Annotated in this window: 19 protein-coding genes; 8 read left to right on the forward strand and 11 right to left on the reverse strand. The window is 63.8% G+C overall.

The features are described from left to right. Window positions 1–45 precede the first annotated feature (45 nt). Window positions 46–228 (reverse strand): DUF3008 family protein, encoded by a 183-nt coding sequence (locus ACVMIM_RS22710; protein ID WP_040981273.1) that lies wholly within the window; start codon window positions 226–228, stop codon window positions 46–48. A gap of 149 nt (window positions 229–377) precedes the next feature. Here ACVMIM_RS22710 and ACVMIM_RS22715 point away from each other — a divergent pair, with 149 nt between their 5' ends. Beyond that, window positions 378–1,580 carry a ribonuclease catalytic domain-containing protein gene (locus ACVMIM_RS22715; RefSeq protein WP_476114684.1) on the forward strand — a complete coding sequence of 401 codons (1,203 nt, stop codon included), beginning with the start codon at window positions 378–380 and terminating at the stop codon, window positions 1,578–1,580. Further along, window positions 1,564–1,770: a S1 RNA-binding domain-containing protein gene (locus ACVMIM_RS22720; protein ID WP_476114685.1), complete on the forward strand. Its 207-nt coding sequence runs from the start codon at window positions 1,564–1,566 to the stop codon at window positions 1,768–1,770. The genes ACVMIM_RS22715 and ACVMIM_RS22720 overlap by 17 nt, the downstream gene beginning before the upstream one ends. 3 nt (window positions 1,771–1,773) lie before the next feature. Here ACVMIM_RS22720 and murI read toward each other — a convergent pair whose 3' ends face one another. From murI to ACVMIM_RS22735, 3 genes are all read right to left on the reverse strand, one after another. After that, entirely contained in the window at window positions 1,774–2,574 is an 801-nt protein-coding gene (murI, locus tag ACVMIM_RS22725) for a glutamate racemase (protein ID WP_476114686.1), read from the reverse strand. A 288-nt stretch (window positions 2,575–2,862) separates the two neighbouring features. Continuing rightward, on the reverse strand, window positions 2,863–3,462 hold the full coding sequence (locus ACVMIM_RS22730) for a hypothetical protein (RefSeq protein ID WP_476114688.1): 600 nt from the start codon (window positions 3,460–3,462) through the stop codon (window positions 2,863–2,865). A gap of 80 nt (window positions 3,463–3,542) precedes the next feature. Further along, window positions 3,543–4,391: an RNA methyltransferase gene (locus ACVMIM_RS22735; protein ID WP_476114689.1), complete on the reverse strand. Its 849-nt coding sequence runs from the start codon at window positions 4,389–4,391 to the stop codon at window positions 3,543–3,545. Window positions 4,392–4,599: 208 nt separating this feature from the next. Here ACVMIM_RS22735 and ACVMIM_RS22740 point away from each other — a divergent pair, with 208 nt between their 5' ends. Then, complete coding sequence (locus tag ACVMIM_RS22740) at window positions 4,600–5,811, forward strand: NADP-dependent isocitrate dehydrogenase (protein ID WP_476114690.1); 1,212 nt, start codon at window positions 4,600–4,602, stop codon at window positions 5,809–5,811. 74 nt (window positions 5,812–5,885) lie between these two features. Beyond that, the gene (locus ACVMIM_RS22745) at window positions 5,886–6,512 is read left to right on the forward strand and encodes a glutathione S-transferase family protein (RefSeq protein WP_476114692.1); all 627 of its coding nucleotides are present in this window, start codon (window positions 5,886–5,888) and stop codon (window positions 6,510–6,512) included. A 69-nt stretch (window positions 6,513–6,581) separates the two neighbouring features. On the opposite strand, the gene alaS is transcribed toward ACVMIM_RS22745, so the two are convergent. Beyond that, window positions 6,582–9,251, reverse strand: coding sequence for an alanine--tRNA ligase (gene alaS / locus ACVMIM_RS22750; protein WP_476114694.1), 2,670 nt, complete (start codon window positions 9,249–9,251; stop codon window positions 6,582–6,584). Between the two features lie 443 nt (window positions 9,252–9,694). Then, window positions 9,695–10,792, reverse strand: coding sequence for a recombinase RecA (gene recA / locus ACVMIM_RS22755; RefSeq protein WP_112127716.1), 1,098 nt, complete (start codon window positions 10,790–10,792; stop codon window positions 9,695–9,697). Between the two features lie 282 nt (window positions 10,793–11,074). Here recA and ACVMIM_RS22760 point away from each other — a divergent pair, with 282 nt between their 5' ends. Beyond that, a complete protein-coding gene (locus ACVMIM_RS22760) occupies window positions 11,075–12,013 on the forward strand; it encodes a carbohydrate kinase family protein (protein ID WP_476117337.1) in 939 nt (312 codons plus the stop codon). A gap of 39 nt (window positions 12,014–12,052) precedes the next feature. Further along, window positions 12,053–12,970: a pseudouridine-5'-phosphate glycosidase gene (locus ACVMIM_RS22765; RefSeq protein ID WP_476114695.1), complete on the forward strand. Its 918-nt coding sequence runs from the start codon at window positions 12,053–12,055 to the stop codon at window positions 12,968–12,970. A gap of 204 nt (window positions 12,971–13,174) precedes the next feature. Here the strand turns inward: ACVMIM_RS22765 and ACVMIM_RS22770 are convergent, their stop codons facing one another. After that, on the reverse strand, window positions 13,175–13,498 hold the full coding sequence (locus ACVMIM_RS22770; RefSeq protein WP_040995435.1) for a TfoX/Sxy family protein: 324 nt from the start codon (window positions 13,496–13,498) through the stop codon (window positions 13,175–13,177). 89 nt (window positions 13,499–13,587) lie between these two features. Between ACVMIM_RS22770 and ACVMIM_RS22775 the strand changes: the two genes are divergently transcribed. Both ACVMIM_RS22775 and ACVMIM_RS22780 read left to right on the forward strand, forming a co-directional pair. Beyond that, window positions 13,588–14,085: a GFA family protein gene (locus tag ACVMIM_RS22775; protein WP_476114697.1), complete on the forward strand. Its 498-nt coding sequence runs from the start codon at window positions 13,588–13,590 to the stop codon at window positions 14,083–14,085. Between the two features lie 74 nt (window positions 14,086–14,159). Beyond that, on the forward strand, window positions 14,160–14,618 hold the full coding sequence (locus ACVMIM_RS22780) for a RidA family protein (RefSeq protein WP_095765180.1): 459 nt from the start codon (window positions 14,160–14,162) through the stop codon (window positions 14,616–14,618). A gap of 21 nt (window positions 14,619–14,639) precedes the next feature. On the opposite strand, the gene sufA is transcribed toward ACVMIM_RS22780, so the two are convergent. The 4 genes from sufA to sufD form a co-directional block, all read right to left on the reverse strand. Next, complete coding sequence (gene sufA, locus ACVMIM_RS22785) at window positions 14,640–15,020, reverse strand: Fe-S cluster assembly scaffold SufA (RefSeq protein ID WP_476114699.1); 381 nt, start codon at window positions 15,018–15,020, stop codon at window positions 14,640–14,642. Between the two features lie 101 nt (window positions 15,021–15,121). Continuing rightward, on the reverse strand, window positions 15,122–15,514 hold the full coding sequence (locus tag ACVMIM_RS22790) for an SUF system Fe-S cluster assembly protein (RefSeq protein WP_040995632.1): 393 nt from the start codon (window positions 15,512–15,514) through the stop codon (window positions 15,122–15,124). 5 nt (window positions 15,515–15,519) lie between these two features. After that, a complete protein-coding gene (locus tag ACVMIM_RS22795; protein WP_476114701.1) occupies window positions 15,520–16,761 on the reverse strand; it encodes a cysteine desulfurase in 1,242 nt (413 codons plus the stop codon). A gap of 103 nt (window positions 16,762–16,864) precedes the next feature. Further along, the gene (sufD, locus tag ACVMIM_RS22800; RefSeq protein WP_476114702.1) at window positions 16,865–18,136 is read right to left on the reverse strand and encodes a Fe-S cluster assembly protein SufD; all 1,272 of its coding nucleotides are present in this window, start codon (window positions 18,134–18,136) and stop codon (window positions 16,865–16,867) included. Window positions 18,137–18,144: the final 8 nt, after the last annotated feature.

Here is an 18,144-nt window from a genome sequence, read left to right on the forward strand (position 1 = left end):
AAGCCCGCGGACGGCACCGCGGGCTTTTTTCTTCCGATCTCGCGATTATGACTTCTTGCTGGGCAGGCCCTTGCGTTTGGTCTCGGCGAATTCCTCGAGCTGCTTCTCGCTCATGGAATCGTACATCTCGCGCGACGCCCCCTTGAGCTCGCTTTTCTTGATCTCGCCACGCTTGGCGGAAAGTGCCGCGCCAGCGGCCTTTTGCTGGGCTTGCGATGTAGCGGGCATGGCCGTCTCCTTTGCTGCGGGAAAAACGCGGGGCCTCTGCGGCGGTTCCAACGTCAGCGACTCGGCCCCTCGGCATCGGTAAGTCGCCGGCCCGGGCGATTTTCCTTGGCAGCCTTCCCGCGTCCGGAGCGCCAGTGTAGGACGGCAGCATGAAATCGCTGACCGATCCCGCACAGGCACTCTCTACCGGCCTCGCGAAAATCCGAACCGAATTCCACGTGCCGAATGGATTTCCGCCGGAGGTGGCGGCCGCGGCGCAGGCGGCTGCGAGGCGTGTGCCCGGCCAGCATGTCGACCGCACGGCGATGCCTTTCGTCACGCTCGATCCGGCGAGTTCCACGGATCTCGACCAGGCCTTCTCGATCGACGCCAGCGGCGGCGATCTTCTCTTGCATTACGCCATTGCCGACGTGGCCTGGTTCGTCGAGGACGGCGACGCGATTGACCTCGAAGCCTGGAACCGGGGCGAGACGTTTTACTTGCCCGACGGTAAGGCCGGTCTCTACCCACCCCTGCTTGCCGAGGCTGCGGCGAGCCTGTTGCCCGATGGGCCGCGTCCTGCGGTCATCTTCACGATCCGGATTGCCGGAGACGGCGCGGTGAAATTGGATAGCGCGGAGCGCGCCATCATTCAAAGCCGCGCCAAGCTCGCCTATGACAGCGTCAAGGCTTCGGATGTTCCCGCCGGTTTCGCGGAACTGGCGCGGCGCATGGCGATGAACGAAGAGCGGCGCGGCGCTTCGCGCGTCGACCCGCCCGAGCAGGAGGTGGAAAGGCTCGCCGACGGCACGTTCCGGCTTTCGTTCAGACCGTTGTTGCAATCCGAGCAGGACAACGCCGCGCTTTCGCTGGCCGCCAATATGGCGATCGCCGATGCCATGCTGGTGCACAAGACCGGGCTGTTCCGGGTGATGTCGGGGCCGGATGCCTCCAAGGTGCAGAGGCTGCGCAACGCGGCACAGGCGCTCGGCCTGTCCTGGCCGGCATCCACCAGCCTGCGCGACTACCAGCGCACGCTCGATCCAGCCGATCCGCGACAGGCGGCGCTGATGCTGGAAATCCGCCGCGCGGGCAATGGCGCGTCCTACCAGCCCTATCGGGAAGGCATCATTCCTTGGCATGAGGCGATGGCCGCGACCTATGCGCATGCCACCGCGCCGCTCCGGCGGCTGGCCGACCGCTACGTCGTTCGCTGCGCGCTGGCAATCGCCAACGGCCAGCCTGTGCCGCAGGCGGTCACCGCCGCCTTCGCCAGATTGCCGAAGTGTGATGGGGCGTGCCGATGCCCGTGCGTCGCAGATCAGCCACGCGGCCATCGATCTGGCCGAGGCGGTCATGCTCAAGGGACATGAGGGGGAAACGTTCAAGGCCGTCGTCACCGATATCGTCGATCATGGCGTGCGGGTGCAGCTTGCCGACCTGCCTGTCGTCGCCAATGTGAAGGCCTCCCGGCTCAGGCAGGGCGATAGTCTCGCACTAAAGCTGGTCTCCGCCGATCCGGATCAGCGCAGCATCGTCTTCGAGCCCGCTCCGCCGGCTTGAGCGCTAGCGCGCGGTAAGGCCAAAGCCTTGGATCAGCCGCCTCACGGGAAAATCCACCTTACCCGAAGTGAAGACGGCCAGATCGGGCTCGCTCTCGCCCAATGTTTCGCCGACAGGATCGATGAGCGACATGGCGCGCCGCGCGATCGCCTCGGCGGGATCGATCCAGTCGACCGGCCAGGGCGCGGTCTTGCGCATGCGGTTGACCAGAAACGGGTAATGCGTGCAGGCGAGCACGACGATATCGGTGCGGTTGCCGTCGCGCTCGATGAAGCAGGGCGCGATTTCGGCGCGCACCGCTTCCTCGTCGACGAAACCCTGGCGCATATAGATCTCGGCCAGCCCGGCTAGCCTATCGCTGCCGACCAGGCGCACATGGCATTTCTGCGCCCATTTGCTGATCAGGTCACGCGTGTACTGGCGCTTCACGGTGCCGGGCGTCGCCAACACCGATACCAGGCCTGACCGGGTGCGTTCGGCGGCGGGCTTGATCGCAGGCACCGTGCCCACGAAAGTATGGCCGGGGAATGTTTCGCGCAACGCGTCGATCACCAGCGTCGAGGCTGTGTTGCAGGCGATGACCGAGATCGCCGGCTGCAGGCGGTCGAGCAATTTGCCGAACAGCGTGAGGATGTGATCCTTGAGCGCCGGCTCTTCCCAGGCGCCGTAAGGAAAAGCCGCGTCGTCGGCGACATAGACGAAGCGGCGGTCGGGCATCAGCACGCGCGCCTCGCGCAGCACCGTCAGCCCGCCGACGCCAGAATCGAACATCAGGATCGGGCGTTGGCTTGATCGATCGCTCATTGTCATCCGGCCACAGAGCAATTCCAGGAAAAGTGTGAACGGTTTTCCGTCCGGAATTGCGTCAAAACGAAGAGAAGCGTCCGATCCGTGATTGGATCGACCGCGCTTCTATCGCGAATGATCGTGGTCTTGAAGAGGCGAATGCGAGCAGCTTTTGCGCAGTCGCCAGAGCAATATGGCGAAAGGTGTGGAGCGGTTCTCGGACGACACCATGCTCCATCTCTTGGATTGGACGCGGACCCAGAGTTCAGGTCGATTCGACTGAAATCATCGGGCTCTGAGGCTCGCTCATATGCCGCGCTTGCCGAAGCCGGCGGGGCGCGGCCTGCCGAAAGGCTGCGGCGCGGGCGGAATGCGTGCGGATGAGACCGCGGCGCGTGGAGCGGCCGGCGCAGCGGTGCGTCCGGCGCGCGCCGGTGCCGGCAGGGGGCCGTCGAAGTCGAAAACGTCCGTCAATTCGTCGATATTGCTGCCGGCGACGGGTTTCGCCCAGAGGATCGTGCACCAGAGGCCGAATATCGAAAGCGCGAGCAGGTTCAGCCCGCCCGGAATGCTCTCGGGATCGTCGAATTTGACGACCAGAAGCACGCCTGCCTGCAAAAGGGCGTACACCGCGGAGAGCGCGATGTAGGCCCACAGGATCCAACGGCGCCCGTTGGCGTCGCGGGTGCGGCGCGAGGCGATGTTGCCGCGCAGCGCGACAAAGATGAGCGAGGCGACGAGGACGGCGCCCGCCATGCCTTGCCGCGCCGGACCAGGCCCCGAATTGATCAGCCCTTCGAAGCCGATCGTGCTGACAATGCAGATGACGATCACCACGGTTTCGGCGACGGCAAGACCGAGAGAGTAAAGGAAAAAGCGCAGCCGACCAATATTGGACGTGAACATGTGCCACCCCACTATTACAGCAAGGATGACGCACCACCGAATAAAATTCAGTTACTTCAAATGCTCATAGCTTATCGATTTTAACTTTCTTCGTCTTTGGCGCGACCGCGCGCGCCGGCCGGCAATCGTCTCGGATCGTCTCCGGGCGAGCCGTCGCCGCGCGGCATGGCCGGCGAGAACCGGTCGAGCGAGGAGATGATGCCGCGCAGGACTTTGAGCTCGGGTTCGGCGAAGCCCGCGCGCGTCAGCACGGCGCGCAGATTGTCGACCATCTTCGGCTTCTTTTCCTCAGGGCGGAAATAGCCGCGCGCTTCAAGCGCGTTTTCCAGATAGGCGAACAGGCTGTGCAGCTGCTCCTTGGTCGCCGGCACCAGCTCCGGCCCGGAGAAATTGGTCTGCGTCTCGTCGGCGAGGCCGGACTTCATCCATTCATAGGACATCAACAGCACCGCTTGCGCGATGTTGAGCGAAGAGAAGCCGGGATCGACCGGGAAGGTGACGATCTCGTCGGCGAGCCCGACCTCGTCATTATAGAGACCGAAGCGCTCGCGCCCGAACAGGATGCCGGTGCGCTGGCCCGCCTCGTTGCGCGCTCTCAGCGCCCTGCCCGCCTCCACCGGCCCGCGCACCGGCTTGAAGCCGTCGCGCTCGCGCGCCGTCGTGGCGAAGACGAAGTTCAGGTCGGCAACCGCCGAGGTCAGATCGTCGAAGACCCTGGTGGCGTCGATGACGTGGTCGGCGCGGCTGGCGGCCGCGCGTGCCTTCTCGCTCGGCCAACCGTCGCGCGGGTTGACCAGCCTGAGCTCGGACAAGCCGAAATTCGCCATGGCCCGCGCGACCATGCCGATATTCTCGCCGAGTTGCGGCTCGACCAGGATGATCGCCGGTCCGGCGAAAGCGGTTTTGGTTGTGTCTTCGATGGCTGGCATGGCTATGACTAACCGGGGTTTGCGGCGTTTCGGCGTCCCCTGCCACATCCGGGCCGGAAAATGAAGCATTCACGACAGCGGCACCTGTTCGGCCCGGCGCGGATCGCGGTTTGCGCGCTGAAAAAGCCTTTGATATACGCTCCCGCATCCCCGGCCGAAACCATGCGGGCAAGGCCGTTCAGATCCCCAGCAACGAGGCATTCTTTCCATGGCGAAGATCAAGGTGGCGAACCCGGTCGTCGAGCTCGACGGCGACGAGATGACCCGCATCATCTGGCAGTTCATCAAGGACAAGCTGATCCATCCTTATCTCGACCTGAAGCTTGAATATTACGATCTCGGCATCGAGAACCGCGACGCCACCAACGACCAGGTGACGATCGACTCGGCCAACGCGATCAAGAAACACGGCGTCGGCGTGAAATGCGCGACGATCACCCCCGACGAGGCGCGCGTCGAGGAATTCAAGCTGAAGAAGATGTGGAAGTCGCCCAACGGCACCATCCGCAACATCCTCGGCGGCACCATCTTCCGCGAGCCGATCATCATGAAGAACGTGCCGCGCCTGGTGCCGGGCTGGACCAAGCCGATCGTCGTCGGCCGTCATGCCTTCGGCGACCAGTACCGCGCCACCGACTTCCGCTTCCCCGGCAAGGGCAAGCTGACGATCAAGTTCGTCGGCGAGGACGGCCAGGTGATCGAGCACGACGTCTATGACGCTCCGGGCGCAGGCGTCGCCATGGCCATGTACAATCTCGACGAGTCGATCCGCGAGTTCGCCCGCGCCTCGCTGAACTACGGCCTGCTGCGCAACTTCCCGGTCTATCTGTCGACCAAGAACACCATCCTCAAGGCCTATGACGGCCGCTTCAAGGACATCTTCCAGGAAGTCTACGAGAAGGAATTCGAGGCCGAATTCAAGGCACGGAAGCTCTGGTACGAGCACCGCCTGATCGACGACATGGTTGCTTCTAGCCTGAAATGGTCGGGCGGCTATGTCTGGGCCTGCAAGAATTATGACGGCGACGTGCAGTCCGATACCGTGGCGCAAGGTTTTGGTTCGCTCGGCCTGATGACCTCGGTGCTGATGACGCCGGATGGCAAGACGGTGGAGGCCGAAGCCGCGCACGGCACCGTCACCCGCCACTACCGCCAGCACCAGAAGGGCGAGGAAACCTCGACCAATTCGATCGCCTCGATCTTCGCCTGGACGCGCGGCCTCGCCCACCGCGCCAAGCTCGACGACAATGCCGAACTGAAGCGCTTCGCCGAGACGCTGGAGAAGGTCTGCATCCAGACGGTCGAGGCCGGCTTCATGACCAAGGACCTGTCGCTGCTGATCGGTCCCGACCAGCCATGGCTCTCGACCACCGGCTTCCTCGACAAGATTGACGAGAATCTACAGAAGGCCATGGGGTAAAACGAAATCCCGGTAATATCGAAGGCTCCGTACGGAGCCTTCGTTTTTTCTAGGGTAACCGAAAGAGCGAAGCGATGGCCAAGCCAACCCTCTACGGCGCCGACTACAGCGTCTATGTCCGCATCGCGCGGATGGTGCTGGAGGAAAAGAGCGTCGGCTACGACCTCGTCCCTCTCGACATCTTTGCCGCCGAAGGCATTCCGGCCTGGTATCTCGAACATCATCCGTTCGGCCGCATCCCGGCCTTCGAGCATGACGGTTTTCGTCTGTTCGAGACGGGTGCCATTGCGCGCTATGTCGACGAGGCTTTCGAGGGTCCGGCGCTGCAGCCGGCCGACGCCCGCGGCCGCGCCAGGATGGGCCAGATCATCGGCATGCTCGACGCCTATGGTTATCGCGCCATGGTCTGGGACGTAGCCGTGGAGCGGTTGGAGAGGGCGCCACCCGATGAGGCGCTGATCGCCCGCGGGCTCGGTCAAGCGGAAACCGTGCTCAAGGTGCTGAGATCGCTGAAGGCACAAGGCCCGTGGCTGCTTGGCGAGCAACTGACGCTGGCCGACCTGCACGCGGCGCCGATCATCGCCTATTTCCTCAAGGTCGCGGAAGGACGCGATCTGCTGGCGCGGTTCGTGGAGATCAAAGATTGGTATGCGCGCATCGCCGCTCGCCCGAGCTTTGCGCTTACCGAGAAGGTGAGCTGACAGTATTGAAAAGACCGCGGGACAGCGCCCTCTCTGTCCCGCCGACGTTTCGATAAATTAGCCCGCGACCTACGCCGCCTCCAGAGCCGCCCTCACCGCCGCGATGGCATCATCGGCCTTGGAGGCGTCGGGGCCGCCGGCCTGCGCCATGTCGGGCCGGCCGCCGCCGCCCTGCCCGCCAAGCGCAGCGGACGCGACGCGCACCAGATCGATGGCGCTGAAGCGGCCGGTCAGGTCGTCGGTGACGGCGACGACCACGCTTGCCTTGTTGTCCTCGCCGGCGCCGACAAAGACCACCACGCCGGAGCCGAGCGTTTTCTTGCCGGCATCGGCCAGGGGCTTCAGGTCCTTCGGCGCCACGCCGCTAACCGCCTTGCCAAGGAAACCGACGCCCGCGACGGTCTCGCTGGTGGGCGGAGCGTCGGATACGGCCGGGCCGGCGCCAAGCGCCAGTTTCTTGCGCGCTTCCGTAAGCTCCTTTTCGAGCTTCTTGCGCTCATCGAGCAGCGCCTCGACGCGCGCCGGCACGTCTGCCGGCGATATCTTCAAGGTCGCCGCCGCGGCCTTCAGCCGCCTGTCCTGCTCGTCCAGATGCTTGCGCGCCGCCTCGCCGGTCAGCGCCTCGATGCGGCGCACGCCGGCCGCCACCGCGCTGTCCGACAGGATGCGCACCAAGCCGATATCGCCGGTCGACTTCACATGCGTGCCGCCGCAGAGCTCGACCGAATAGGGCCGATTGGCCTTGGCGCCATGCAAGCCCGTACCCATCGACACCACGCGGACCTCGTCGCCGTATTTCTCGCCGAACAGCGCCATGGCGCCTTCGGCGATGGCATCGTCGACCGACATCAGGCGCGTCGTCACCGGGCTGTTCTGCACGACGATCTCGTTCGCCATGCGCTCGACCTCTTCGAGCTCGTCCGCTGAGATCGGCTTATTGTGCGAAATGTCGAAACGCAGCCGGTCAGGTGCGACCAGCGAGCCCTTCTGCGCCACGTGGGTGCCCAGCACCTCGCGCAGCGCCTCGTGGATGAGATGCGTCGCGGAATGGTTGGCGCGCAGCTTCGAGCGGCGGACATGATCGACCTTGAGCTCGACCGCCGCACCCGTCTTGACCGTGCCCTTGGCCACCTTGCCGAGATGCACGAACAGACCGTCGGCCTTCTTCTGCGTGTCGGAAATCTCGATCGAGAAGCCCTCGCCGGAGATCACGCCGGTGTCGCCCATCTGGCCGCCGGATTCGCCATAGAAGGGCGTCTGGTTGACGACCACGGCGACCGCGTCGCCCTGGCCGGCGCTGTCGATCGTCTTGCCGTCCTTGACCAGCGCCTGGACGATGCCTTCCGCAGCTTCAGTCTCGTAGCCGAGGAACTCGGTCGCGCCCGTCTTTTCGCGCACGGAGAACCAGACGGTTTCGGTCGCGGCTTCGCCCGAGCCCGCCCAATGCGCGCGCGCCTCCGCCTTCTGCCGCTCCATCGCGTCGGTGAAGCCGGCGATATCGACCGATATGCTGCGCTGGCGCAGCGCGTCCTGCGTCAGATCGAGCGGAAAGCCATAGGTGTCGTAGAGCTTGAAGGCCGTCTCGCCATCCAGCATGTCGCCGGCCTTGAGCGTCTCGGTCGCATCCGAAAGCAGGCCGAGGCCGCGCACCAGCGTCTTGCGGAAACGCGTCTCCTCGAGCTTCAGCGTCTCTGTGATCAGCGCCTCGCCGCGCACCAGCTCGGGATAGGCCTGGCCCATCTCGCGCACCAACGCCGGCACCAGCTGCCACATCAAAGGCTCCTTGGCGCCGAGCAGCTGCGCGTGGCGCATGGCGCGGCGCATGATGCGGCGCAGCACATAGCCGCGCCCCTCATTGGAGGGCAGCACGCCGTCGGCCACGAGGAAAGAGGATGAGCGCAAGTGATCGGCGATGACGCGGAAGGATGCTGCATTCTCCTGGTTGTGACCGTGCCCGAGCGCCGAGCACGTCGCATCGATCAGATGCTTGAAAAGGTCGGTCTCGAAAACGCTTTCGACGCCCTGCAAGATCGAGGCCATGCGTTCCAGGCCCATGCCCGTGTCGATCGAGGGACGCGGCAAGTCGATGCGCTCTTCCTTCGTCACCTGCTCATACTGCATGAACACCAGATTCCAGAATTCCAGGAACCGGTCGCCATCCTCTTCCGGGCTGCCGGGCGGGCCGCCCCAGATATGCTCGCCGCGGTCGATGAAGATCTCCGAACACGGGCCGCAGGGTCCGGTGTCGCCCATCGCCCAGAAATTGTCGGAGGTGGCAATGCGGATGATACGATCGTCCGAGAAGCCGGCGATCTTCTTCCAGTAGCCGGCCGCCTCGTCGTCGGTGTGATAGACGGTGACCAGAAGCTTGTCCTTCGGCAGGCCGAATTCCTTGGTGATCAGCTTCCAGGCCAGCTCGATCGCGCGTTCCTTGAAATAGTCGCCGAATGAGAAATTGCCGAGCATCTCGAAGAAGGTGAGATGGCGCGCGGTGTAGCCGACATTGTCGAGGTCGTTGTGCTTGCCGCCGGCGCGCACGCTCTTCTGCGCCGTCGCGGCGCGCGAATAGGGGCGCTTCTCCAGGCCGGTGAAGACGTTCTTGAACTGCACCATGCCGGCGTTGGTGAACATCAGCGTCGGATCGTTGCGCGGCACCAGCGGGCTCGAGGCGACGATCTCGTGGCCCTCCTTGCGGAAGTAGTCGAGGAATGTCGACCGGATGTCGTTCACGCCACTCATTGCATACTGCCTTTTTCGCAAGAACCGCCGGCCCGGCCGGCGGCAAATGGGCTTTGGTGTTTCAGAAGATAGATGGGCCTTTTAGCGATAGCTCTTGAGCCTGTCCAGAAACACGGAGTTAAAGCATGTCTCCCGAAAGTGGGAACCGGTTTCGGGATAAAGACATGCGTAAAATCAAAAACCTAAAGCGCATGGAGCGAATCTGAAAGATCGCGACGCGCTTTAGGCCATTAAACGATCCGCCGGCCGCTCGACGCTACCCCGAAACACAAAACCGCCGGCGCGAAGGCCGGCGGTTCGGGTACGCAGTACTCAAGAACTCGATTACATAAGCATAACCCGATAAACCGGGATTGTGGCCGAACTCCGGCTAAGCCGACGAATTGCTTTCGCTCAATTCCGAACAGAAAGCCGCTGCGCGGTTTTCCTGGAACGAGCTAGCCTTACATGGCGCCGGCTTCGTCCTCGAACCCGTCATCGCCACCCTCGGAGCCACCATTCTCGAGGAATTTCTCGGCGATCAGCCCGGCATTCTGCCGAAGCGCCAGCTCGATCTCGCGCGCCGTGTCGGGATTGTCGCGCAGGAACAGCTTGGCGTTCTCGCGACCCTGGCCGAGACGCTGCGAATTATAGGAGAACCAGGCGCCCGATTTCTCGACCACACCCGCCTTGACCCCAAGATCGACGAGCTCGCCGGTCTTCGACACGCCCTCGCCATACATGATGTCGAACTCCACCACCTTGAAGGGCGGGGCCAGCTTGTTCTTGACCACCTTGACGCGGGTCTGGTTGCCGACGACCTCGTCGCGGTCCTTGACCGAGCCGATGCGGCGGATGTCGAGGCGCACCGAGGCGTAGAATTTCAGCGCGTTGCCGCCGGTGGTCGTCTCGGGCGAGCCGAACATGACGCCGATCTTCATGCGGATCTGGTTGATGAAGATGACCATGGTGTTGGAGCGCGAGATCGAAGCGGTCAGCTTGCGCAGCGCCTGGCTCATCAAACGAGCCTGCAGACCGGGCAGCGCGTCGCCCATCTCGCCTTCGATTTCGGCGCGCGGCGTCAATGCCGCAACGGAGTCGACGACCAGCACGTCGATGGCGCCCGAACGCACCAGCGTGTCGCAGATTTCCAGCGCCTGCTCGCCGGTGTCGGGCTGCGAGATCAGCAAGTTTTCCAGGTCGACGCCGAGTTTGCGAGCATAGACCGGATCGAGCGCGTGCTCGGCATCGACGAAGGCGCAGATGCCGCCCTTCTTCTGGGCCTCCGCAACCGTGTGCAGCGCCAGCGTCGTCTTGCCCGAGCTTTCCGGCCCGTAGATCTCGATGATGCGGCCGCGCGGCAGGCCGCCGACGCCGAGCGCGATGTCGAGGCCGAGCGACCCGGTCGGCACGGTTTCGATCTCGACCACCTGCTCATTGGCGCCGAGCCGCATGATCGAGCCCTTGCCGAAAGCGCGCTCGATTTGCGACAGCGCCGCATCCAGAGCCTTTGATTTGTCCACTGCCTTATCCTCTACAAGCCGCAAAGTATTCTGAGCCATGATACATCACCCCTTGGTCGTCAATGAAGGCCGGACAATCCGTGATCCCTGCCGTTTTGTACCTTTTTTGTTCTCATTTGGCAAGGGGCAACAAATACCTGAAAAATAATCAATATCTGGATTTGTTCTATTTTTGTCTCACCAGAGCTAGTGCGGAGCGCAACCACTGGCCTAGAAGAGATTTCGATATCCGGCCATCCCGAATCGCGCCCCCGATTGCAGGGTGACCCGGGGAAACCTAGTGTGCGCAGCCGCACGATCAACGAAAGTCACCGACCCGAAATGCCGACATCCCCAACTATCCTGGCCCTGGGTGGCGCCCATATCGACCGGCGCGGCCAGGTCTCTGGCACTTATGTGCCCGCCGCTTCCAACCCCGGCATGATGCGCGAGGATGTCGGCGGCGTCGTTTTCAACGCGCTGCGCAGCGTAGTGAAGCGTGGCGTCTCGGCCTCGCTGATCTCGGTGCGCGGCGGCGACGCGGCGGCCGAAACGGTCGCCTCGGCGATCGACAACGCCGGGATAGCGGACCTCTCGGTCGTGTTCCTCGACCGCACCACGCCGAGCTATACCGCGCTGATCGACGCCGAAGGCGAATTGATCGTCGGGCTGGCCGATATGGCGCTCTATGACCTCGCCTTCCCGAAACAGATCCGCCGCGCCAAGGTGCGCGAGGCGATCGCCGCCGCCGACGCCATCCTGTGCGACGCCAACCTGCCAACGACGGCGCTGGATCGCCTGGTGGCGCTCGCCGGCGGCCGGCCGGTCTTCGCCATTGCCGTCTCGCCGGCGAAGGTCGTTCGGCTGGCTCCGTTGCTCGGGAATTTGTCGCTGCTCTTCATGAACCGCCGCGAAGCCGCCGCGCTGGTCGGCGCCGAATTGTCGGGCAAAACCCTTGTCGAGGCGCTCAGGCGGGGTGGCCTGAATGCCGGCGTGGTTACGGCCGGCAGCGCCCCCGTGCTGGCCTTCGACGACGCCGGCATCTTCGAAATCGACCCGCCTGCGCCGCGCCGGGTCGCCGACGTGACCGGCGCCGGCGACGCCTTGACCGGCGCGACGGTGGCCGCCCTGCTGCGCGGCCTTCCTTTGCGCGCAGCGCTGCGCGAGGGCGTGGCGGCGGCAATGCTCGCCATAGAGAGTCCGGAGGCCGTGCCATCCTTCACGATCGCCAACTTCACGCAGGCGCTTGCCCTTGTGCCGGAGGCGCGGGAGGTGGCATAGGGCCACACACCATCCACTTCCTCCTTGTCGGAGACAGATATGACGCCGGAAACCGCTCGCCCCTTTATCGACATCCATCCGCCCGTGGCGGAGGCGCTTGCTGCCGGCCGGCCCGTGGTGGCGCTGGAAAGCACCATCATCACCCATGGCATGCCCTATCCCGACAATGGCGCGATGGCGGCCAGGGTCGAGCAGATCATCATCGATGGCGGCGCGGTGCCGGCGACGATCGCCGTGGTCGACGGCCGCATCAAGATCGGCCTGTCCGACGGCGAACGCGAATCGCTCGCGATGATCGGTGACGCCATGAAGCTGTCGCGCGCCGATCTCGGCTTCGCGGTCGCCCAAAAGCGCACCGGCGGCACCACGGTGGCGGCCACCATGATCGCCGCGCATGTGGCCGGTATAAAAGTCTTCGCCACCGGCGGCATCGGCGGCGTCCACAAGGGCGCCGAAAAGAGTTTCGATATCTCGGCCGATCTCGACGAACTGGCGCGCACGCCTGTCATCGTCGTATCGGCCGGTGCCAAGGCGATCCTCGACATCGAAAAGACGCTGGAAGTTCTGGAAACGCGCGGCGTGCCGGTCATCGGCCATGGCTGCGAGACCATGCCCGCCTTCTGGTCGAGGGAGTCGCCCTTCCGCGCGCCGCTGACGCTGCAGGCGCCTGAGGACATCGCGCATTTCTACCGCACCCGCCAGGCGCTGAGCTTGGGCGGCGGCATCCTCGTCGCCAATCCCGTGCCGCAGAACGACGAAATTCCGGCTGACGAAATGGCCGGCTATATCGAAGCCGCGCAAAAGGCGGCCGAAGCGCAGAATGTCACCGGCAAGGCGGTGACGCCGTTCCTTTTGTCGAAGATTCTTGAGCTGACCGGCGGCCGCAGCCTCAAGACCAACATCGCGCTGGTCGAGAACAACGCGCGGCTGGCGGCGGAGATTGCCAAGGCGTTGTAGGCACAAGGCGAAGGCCCCTTACCCGGATTGCCAAGACCGAATTGCAAGGGCAATTCGGGGCAATCCGACCTCTCCCCAAGGCAAGAGGAGCTTGCCGGCGCCGGCGCCTATCTCTTCTCCCCACCGGGGAGAAGGTGGCCGGGAAGCGGCCAGATGAGGGGCGGCCTCGACGTGCCCTTCACAAGTGTTTCGACAGCGGACCAATCACTTCCCAGCCCGTCTTCCCGCCTCATAGGCCCGCCGCGCCCACACCGCCATCTCGTCCGGATCGTCGAACGCCTCGTCGGGAACGCTCCAATAGGGCATCGCCACCTCCTTGCCGTGGCGCGAGCCTGTATAGGTCCACTGGCGGCAGCCCGCGGCTTCGAAGTGCGGAACGGTTTCCTCATCCGCCTTTAGCATCAGTTCGCCGCGAACGACGACCGCGACGATGACGCCGTCGCAATAGATGCCCTTGCCGCCGAACAGTTTTCGGATGCCGATCGGGCCAAGGCTTTCGAACAATTCTTCAAGGCGGGCATTGTCCATGCCGCGATCATCTCATCCGGGATCGGCCTTGTCATCGCCGCAACCAAAAGCATGCTGACAGGTTGAGACCTGGAAGCGGAGTTCCCGCCATGCCCGTCCTGCTCAAAGGCTCCTGCCGCTGCGGCGCCGTTCGCTTCGAGGTGGAGAGCCACACGCCGGTGCCGTTCATGCTCTGCTACTGCTCGATCTGCCGCAAGCAGCAGGGCGGCGGCGGTTTTGCCATCAACCTCGGCGCCGATTACCGGACGATGAACATCAGGGGCAAACGCAGCCTCGGCGTGTATCGCGCCGAGATCGAGGACGACGAGCACCCGCATTGCGAGGTCTCGACAGGCGAGCGCAACTTCTGCCGCAAATGCGGCGCGGCCCTCTGGCTCTACGACCCGACCTGGCCGGAGCTTGTGCATCCCTTCGCCTCGGCGATCGACACCGACCTGCCGACGCCAACGGAAAAGGTGCATCTGATGCTGAAATACAAGGCGAACTGGGTCGAGCCGGTGATCGGCGAGAACGACAAGGTGTTCGACCTCTATCCGGAGGAATCGATCGCCGACTGGCACAAGCGGACGGGGATGTGGGTGGATTAGAGCAATTCCAGGAAAAGTGCGCAGCGGTTTTCCGTCCGGAATTGCGTCAAACAAAAGCTTGGCAGGAGGCCGGAATGAACCTCACGACGCACAAGAAATTCAAAGGCGATCGTTTGATGCCCTGGGGCAAGGGCACGGTCGTCTCGGACGCGAAGGGATATGTTTTTCTGTCCGGCAACACCGCCACAGTCGACGACTACGATCCGTCGAAGCACCAGGGCGGCGCTGTCGGCGACGCGGCAACGCAGTGGCGCGAAATCCTTGCGAACATCAAGTCGGACCTGGAGGAACTTGGCAGCTCGCTCGATCACCTGGTCAAGGTGACGTTCTACGTCAAAGGGCCTTTTCCTTCCGGCGGCGTTCTCAGCTCACCCAATTTTCGCCTGGACGTGTTGGATGAATTCTTCGCCGAACATTGCCCGAAGCACTGCAGTTACAACAATCCGCCGCCATCGGAGGTGATCGGGGTCGCCGCCCTGGCGCAGCCTGATCTTGTTGTCGAGCTTGTCGTCATCGCGGCGTTGCCGGACTGAGCGGAAGCGCCGCGAGCTTGGTCAGGCCGAGGCGCGCGCCTCGGCAAGCGCCTTGAGGTCGGCGGGCTTCAATTCGACGGATTCGCCGCAGCCGCAGGCCGAGCTCTGGTTCGGATTCTTGAAGGTGAAGCCGGTGCGCAGCGTCGTCTGCTCGAAATCCATCTCGGTGCCGAACAGGAAGAGCGCGGCTTCCGGCGCAACATAGACATGCGCGCCGCCACGCTCGATATGATCATCCTTGGGATTGGGCTCGGTCACCAGATCGATCGTGTATTCCATGCCGGCGCAGCCGCCCTTCTTGATGCCGAGGCGGATGCCATGCGCGTTGTCGCGCGTAGCGACGATCTCGCGCACGCGGACGGCGGCCTTATCGGTCATCGTGATGACGGCGAAGCGTCCCATGCTTTTCCTTCTCCATTCCATGCAGGTTCAAGTCTGCCGAATGATTCTCACCTAAAATGGTGAAGTTTTACCGCCGGCGCAAGTGCGCCAGCCTGCGCCTGCTAGTACCACCCGACCGCGACCTGCGCCTCTTCCGACATGCGGTCCGGCGTCCATGGCGGGTCGAACACCATTGAGACCTCGACGCCGGAAACGCCTTCGACGGCGCCGACGGCGTTCTCGACCCATCCGGGCATTTCGCCCGCCACCGGGCAGCCCGGCGCGGTTAGCGTCATGTCGATCTTGACCGAACGGTCGTCTTCTATGTCGATCTTGTAGACCAGGCCGAGCTCATAGATATCGGCCGGGATTTCCGGGTCGTAGACCGTCTTCAGTGCCGAAACGATGTCGTCGGTCAGCCGCGCCAGCTCGTCGGCGGGGATAGCCGAGGCCGAGACGATGCCGTTGCCGGCGGTTTCCGGAACAGTCTCTGCGGTCGCGCTCACATCGTCCATGATCATCACCCGAAGAACTTTCGCGCCTTTTCCAGCGCCTCGGCCAAAGCGTCCACTTCGGCCCTGGTATTATACATGCCGAATGATGCCCTGCATGTGGAGGTGACGCCGAAGCGTTTCAACAGCGGCTGAGCACAGTGGGTGCCGGCACGAACCGCCACGCCCTGCCTATCAATGACCATCGACACGTCATGCGCATGGATACCGTGCAGTTCGAACGAGATGATGGCACCCTTGCCCGGTGCGTCGCCGAAGATGCGCAGCGAGTTGATCGCCCGCAGCCGCTCATGCGCGTAGGCCTTGAGATCCGCCTCGTGTGCCGCGATGCGCTCGCGGCCGACCTTTTCCATATAGTCGAGCGCCGCGCCCAGGCCGATCGCCTGCACGATCGGCGGCGTGCCGGCCTCGAAGCGGTGCGGCGGCTCGTTATAGGTGACGATATCCTCCGTTACCTCCTCGATCATCTCGCCGCCGCCCATGAAGGGCCGCATCTCTTCCAGCCTATCCTTCTTGCCGTAGAGCACGCCGATGCCCGACGGGCCGTAGACCTTGTGGCCGGTGAAGACGAAGAAATCGCAGTCGAGGTCCTGCACGTCGATCGGCATGTGGACCGCGCTCTGGCTGCCGTCCACGAGGACGGGAATTCCACGCGAATGGGCGATGCGCACGATCTCCTTGATCGGCGTCACCGTGCCGAGCGCATTGGACATCTGGGTGATGGCGACGAGTTTCGTGCGCGAGGTTAGGCGCTTCTCGAGTTCCTCGATATGGAAGGCGCCCAGATCGTCGACCGGCACCCAGACGAGCTTGGCGCCCTGCCGCTCGCGGATGAAATGCCAGGGCACGATGTTGGAGTGGTGCTCCATGATCGACAGCACGATCTCGTCGCCCTCGCCGATCCGCGGCATGCCCCAGCCATAGGCGACGGTGTTGATCGCGGAGGTGGTGTTGGAGGTGAAGACGATGTTGTCTGTGCTCGGCGCGTTGAGAAACCGCTGCACCGACTTGCGCGCATTCTCATAGGCGTCGGTCGCGGCGTTCGACAGGAAATGAAGGCCGCGATGGACGTTGGCATATTCCTGGGAATAGGCGTGCTGGATGGTGTCGAGCACCACCTGCGGCTTCTGCGCTGAAGCGCCATTGTCGAGATAGACCAGCGGCTTGCCATAGACCTGGCGCGACAGGATCGGGAAATCGCGGCGAATCGCCTCGACGTCATAGGGGGTGGTGTCGATCTTCTGGTCCATCACAAGCTCTTCCGAGGCAACGCCTCACTCCGTCCAGCACCCCTCATCCGTCTCGGCGCTGCGCGCCGATCCACCTTCTCCCACAAGGGGAGAAGGTCTGGCGCTATCCGTGCGTCGAAAACCAGCCGTCGAGCCGCTCTTCGAGCGCCTCGACCAACGCCTCGTCGTCCAATTCCTCGATCACTTCGGCCACGAAAGCCTTCACCAGAAGGCCCCGTGCCGACTTTTCGTCGATGCCGCGCGCCATCAGGTAGAACAGATGGTTGTGGTCGATCTCGGTGACGGTCGCGCCATGGCCGCAGACGACGTCGTCGGCGAAGATTTCCAGCTCCGGCTTGGTCGAGAACTCGCCGTCATCCGACAGGAGCAGCGTGTTGCAGGCCATCTTGGCGTTGGTCTTCTGCGCGTATTGATGCACGTTGATGCGGCCCTGGAAGACGCCGCGCGCCTCGCCTGTCACGACGTTTCGCATCACTTCCGTCGAGGTGGTATGTGGCACGGCGTGATCGAGCACCATGGTGGTGTCGGTATGCGTGTCGCCGGCGAGAAGATTGATGCCGCGCAATTTGAAATCGGCGCCCTCGCCCGTCGTCCTGACAACGACCTCCTGGCGCACCAGCCTGCCGCCGGCATTCATCACGAACAGCGTCAGCTTTGCGTCCTTGCCGATATGCGCCTTGAACTGGGCGAGATGCGTGGCCGTGTCCGGCTGCTCCTGCACGATCAGCCAGGTCACTTCCGCGCCGTCGCCGACCACAAGCTGACTGACCGAGCTGACGAGCGCCCCTTCGCCCTCACCGGTCTGGCGTTCAAGGATAATCGCCTTGGCCCCGGCCCCGACACGCGCAAAGAGCCGCACATGCGATTGGCCGCCGGCCTGCAGGTTCTGCAATTCGACCGGCTTTTCCAATTTGGCACCCTCGGCGATGTCGACGAAATAGCCGTCGGCGACGAAGGCGGTGTTCAGCGCACCGATCGCATCGTCGCTGCCATAGGGATCGAGCCCGGGCGCGACACTGCCGTCGGTCAGCTTCTCCGACAGGCGCTGCACCGTGACGCCTCCGATCTCCGGCAGCTTCGTCTGCGAGACGCCGTTCAGCACCGGCAGGACCGCCGACCCTTCAAGCACCGGCGCCAGGGCCTTTGTAACGGCGCCGGCCTCGAAAGCCGGCACCTTGGTCAGCAGCCGGCGTAGATCCGTATAGTGCCAGGATTCGACGCGGCGCGTCGGCAGTCCGTGCTTGATCGCCTCGATCGCGTCGTCGCGCTTAACCATCACCGCGCCGTCGCCCGGCAGCAGCGACAGCCGCTCGCCGAAGGCATCGATCAGCGCCGTCTCGGCCAAGGTCCGCTGGGGCTGTGCGTGCATGTTCATTGTTCTTG

Source organism: Mesorhizobium sp. USDA 4413 (assembly GCF_056280365.1).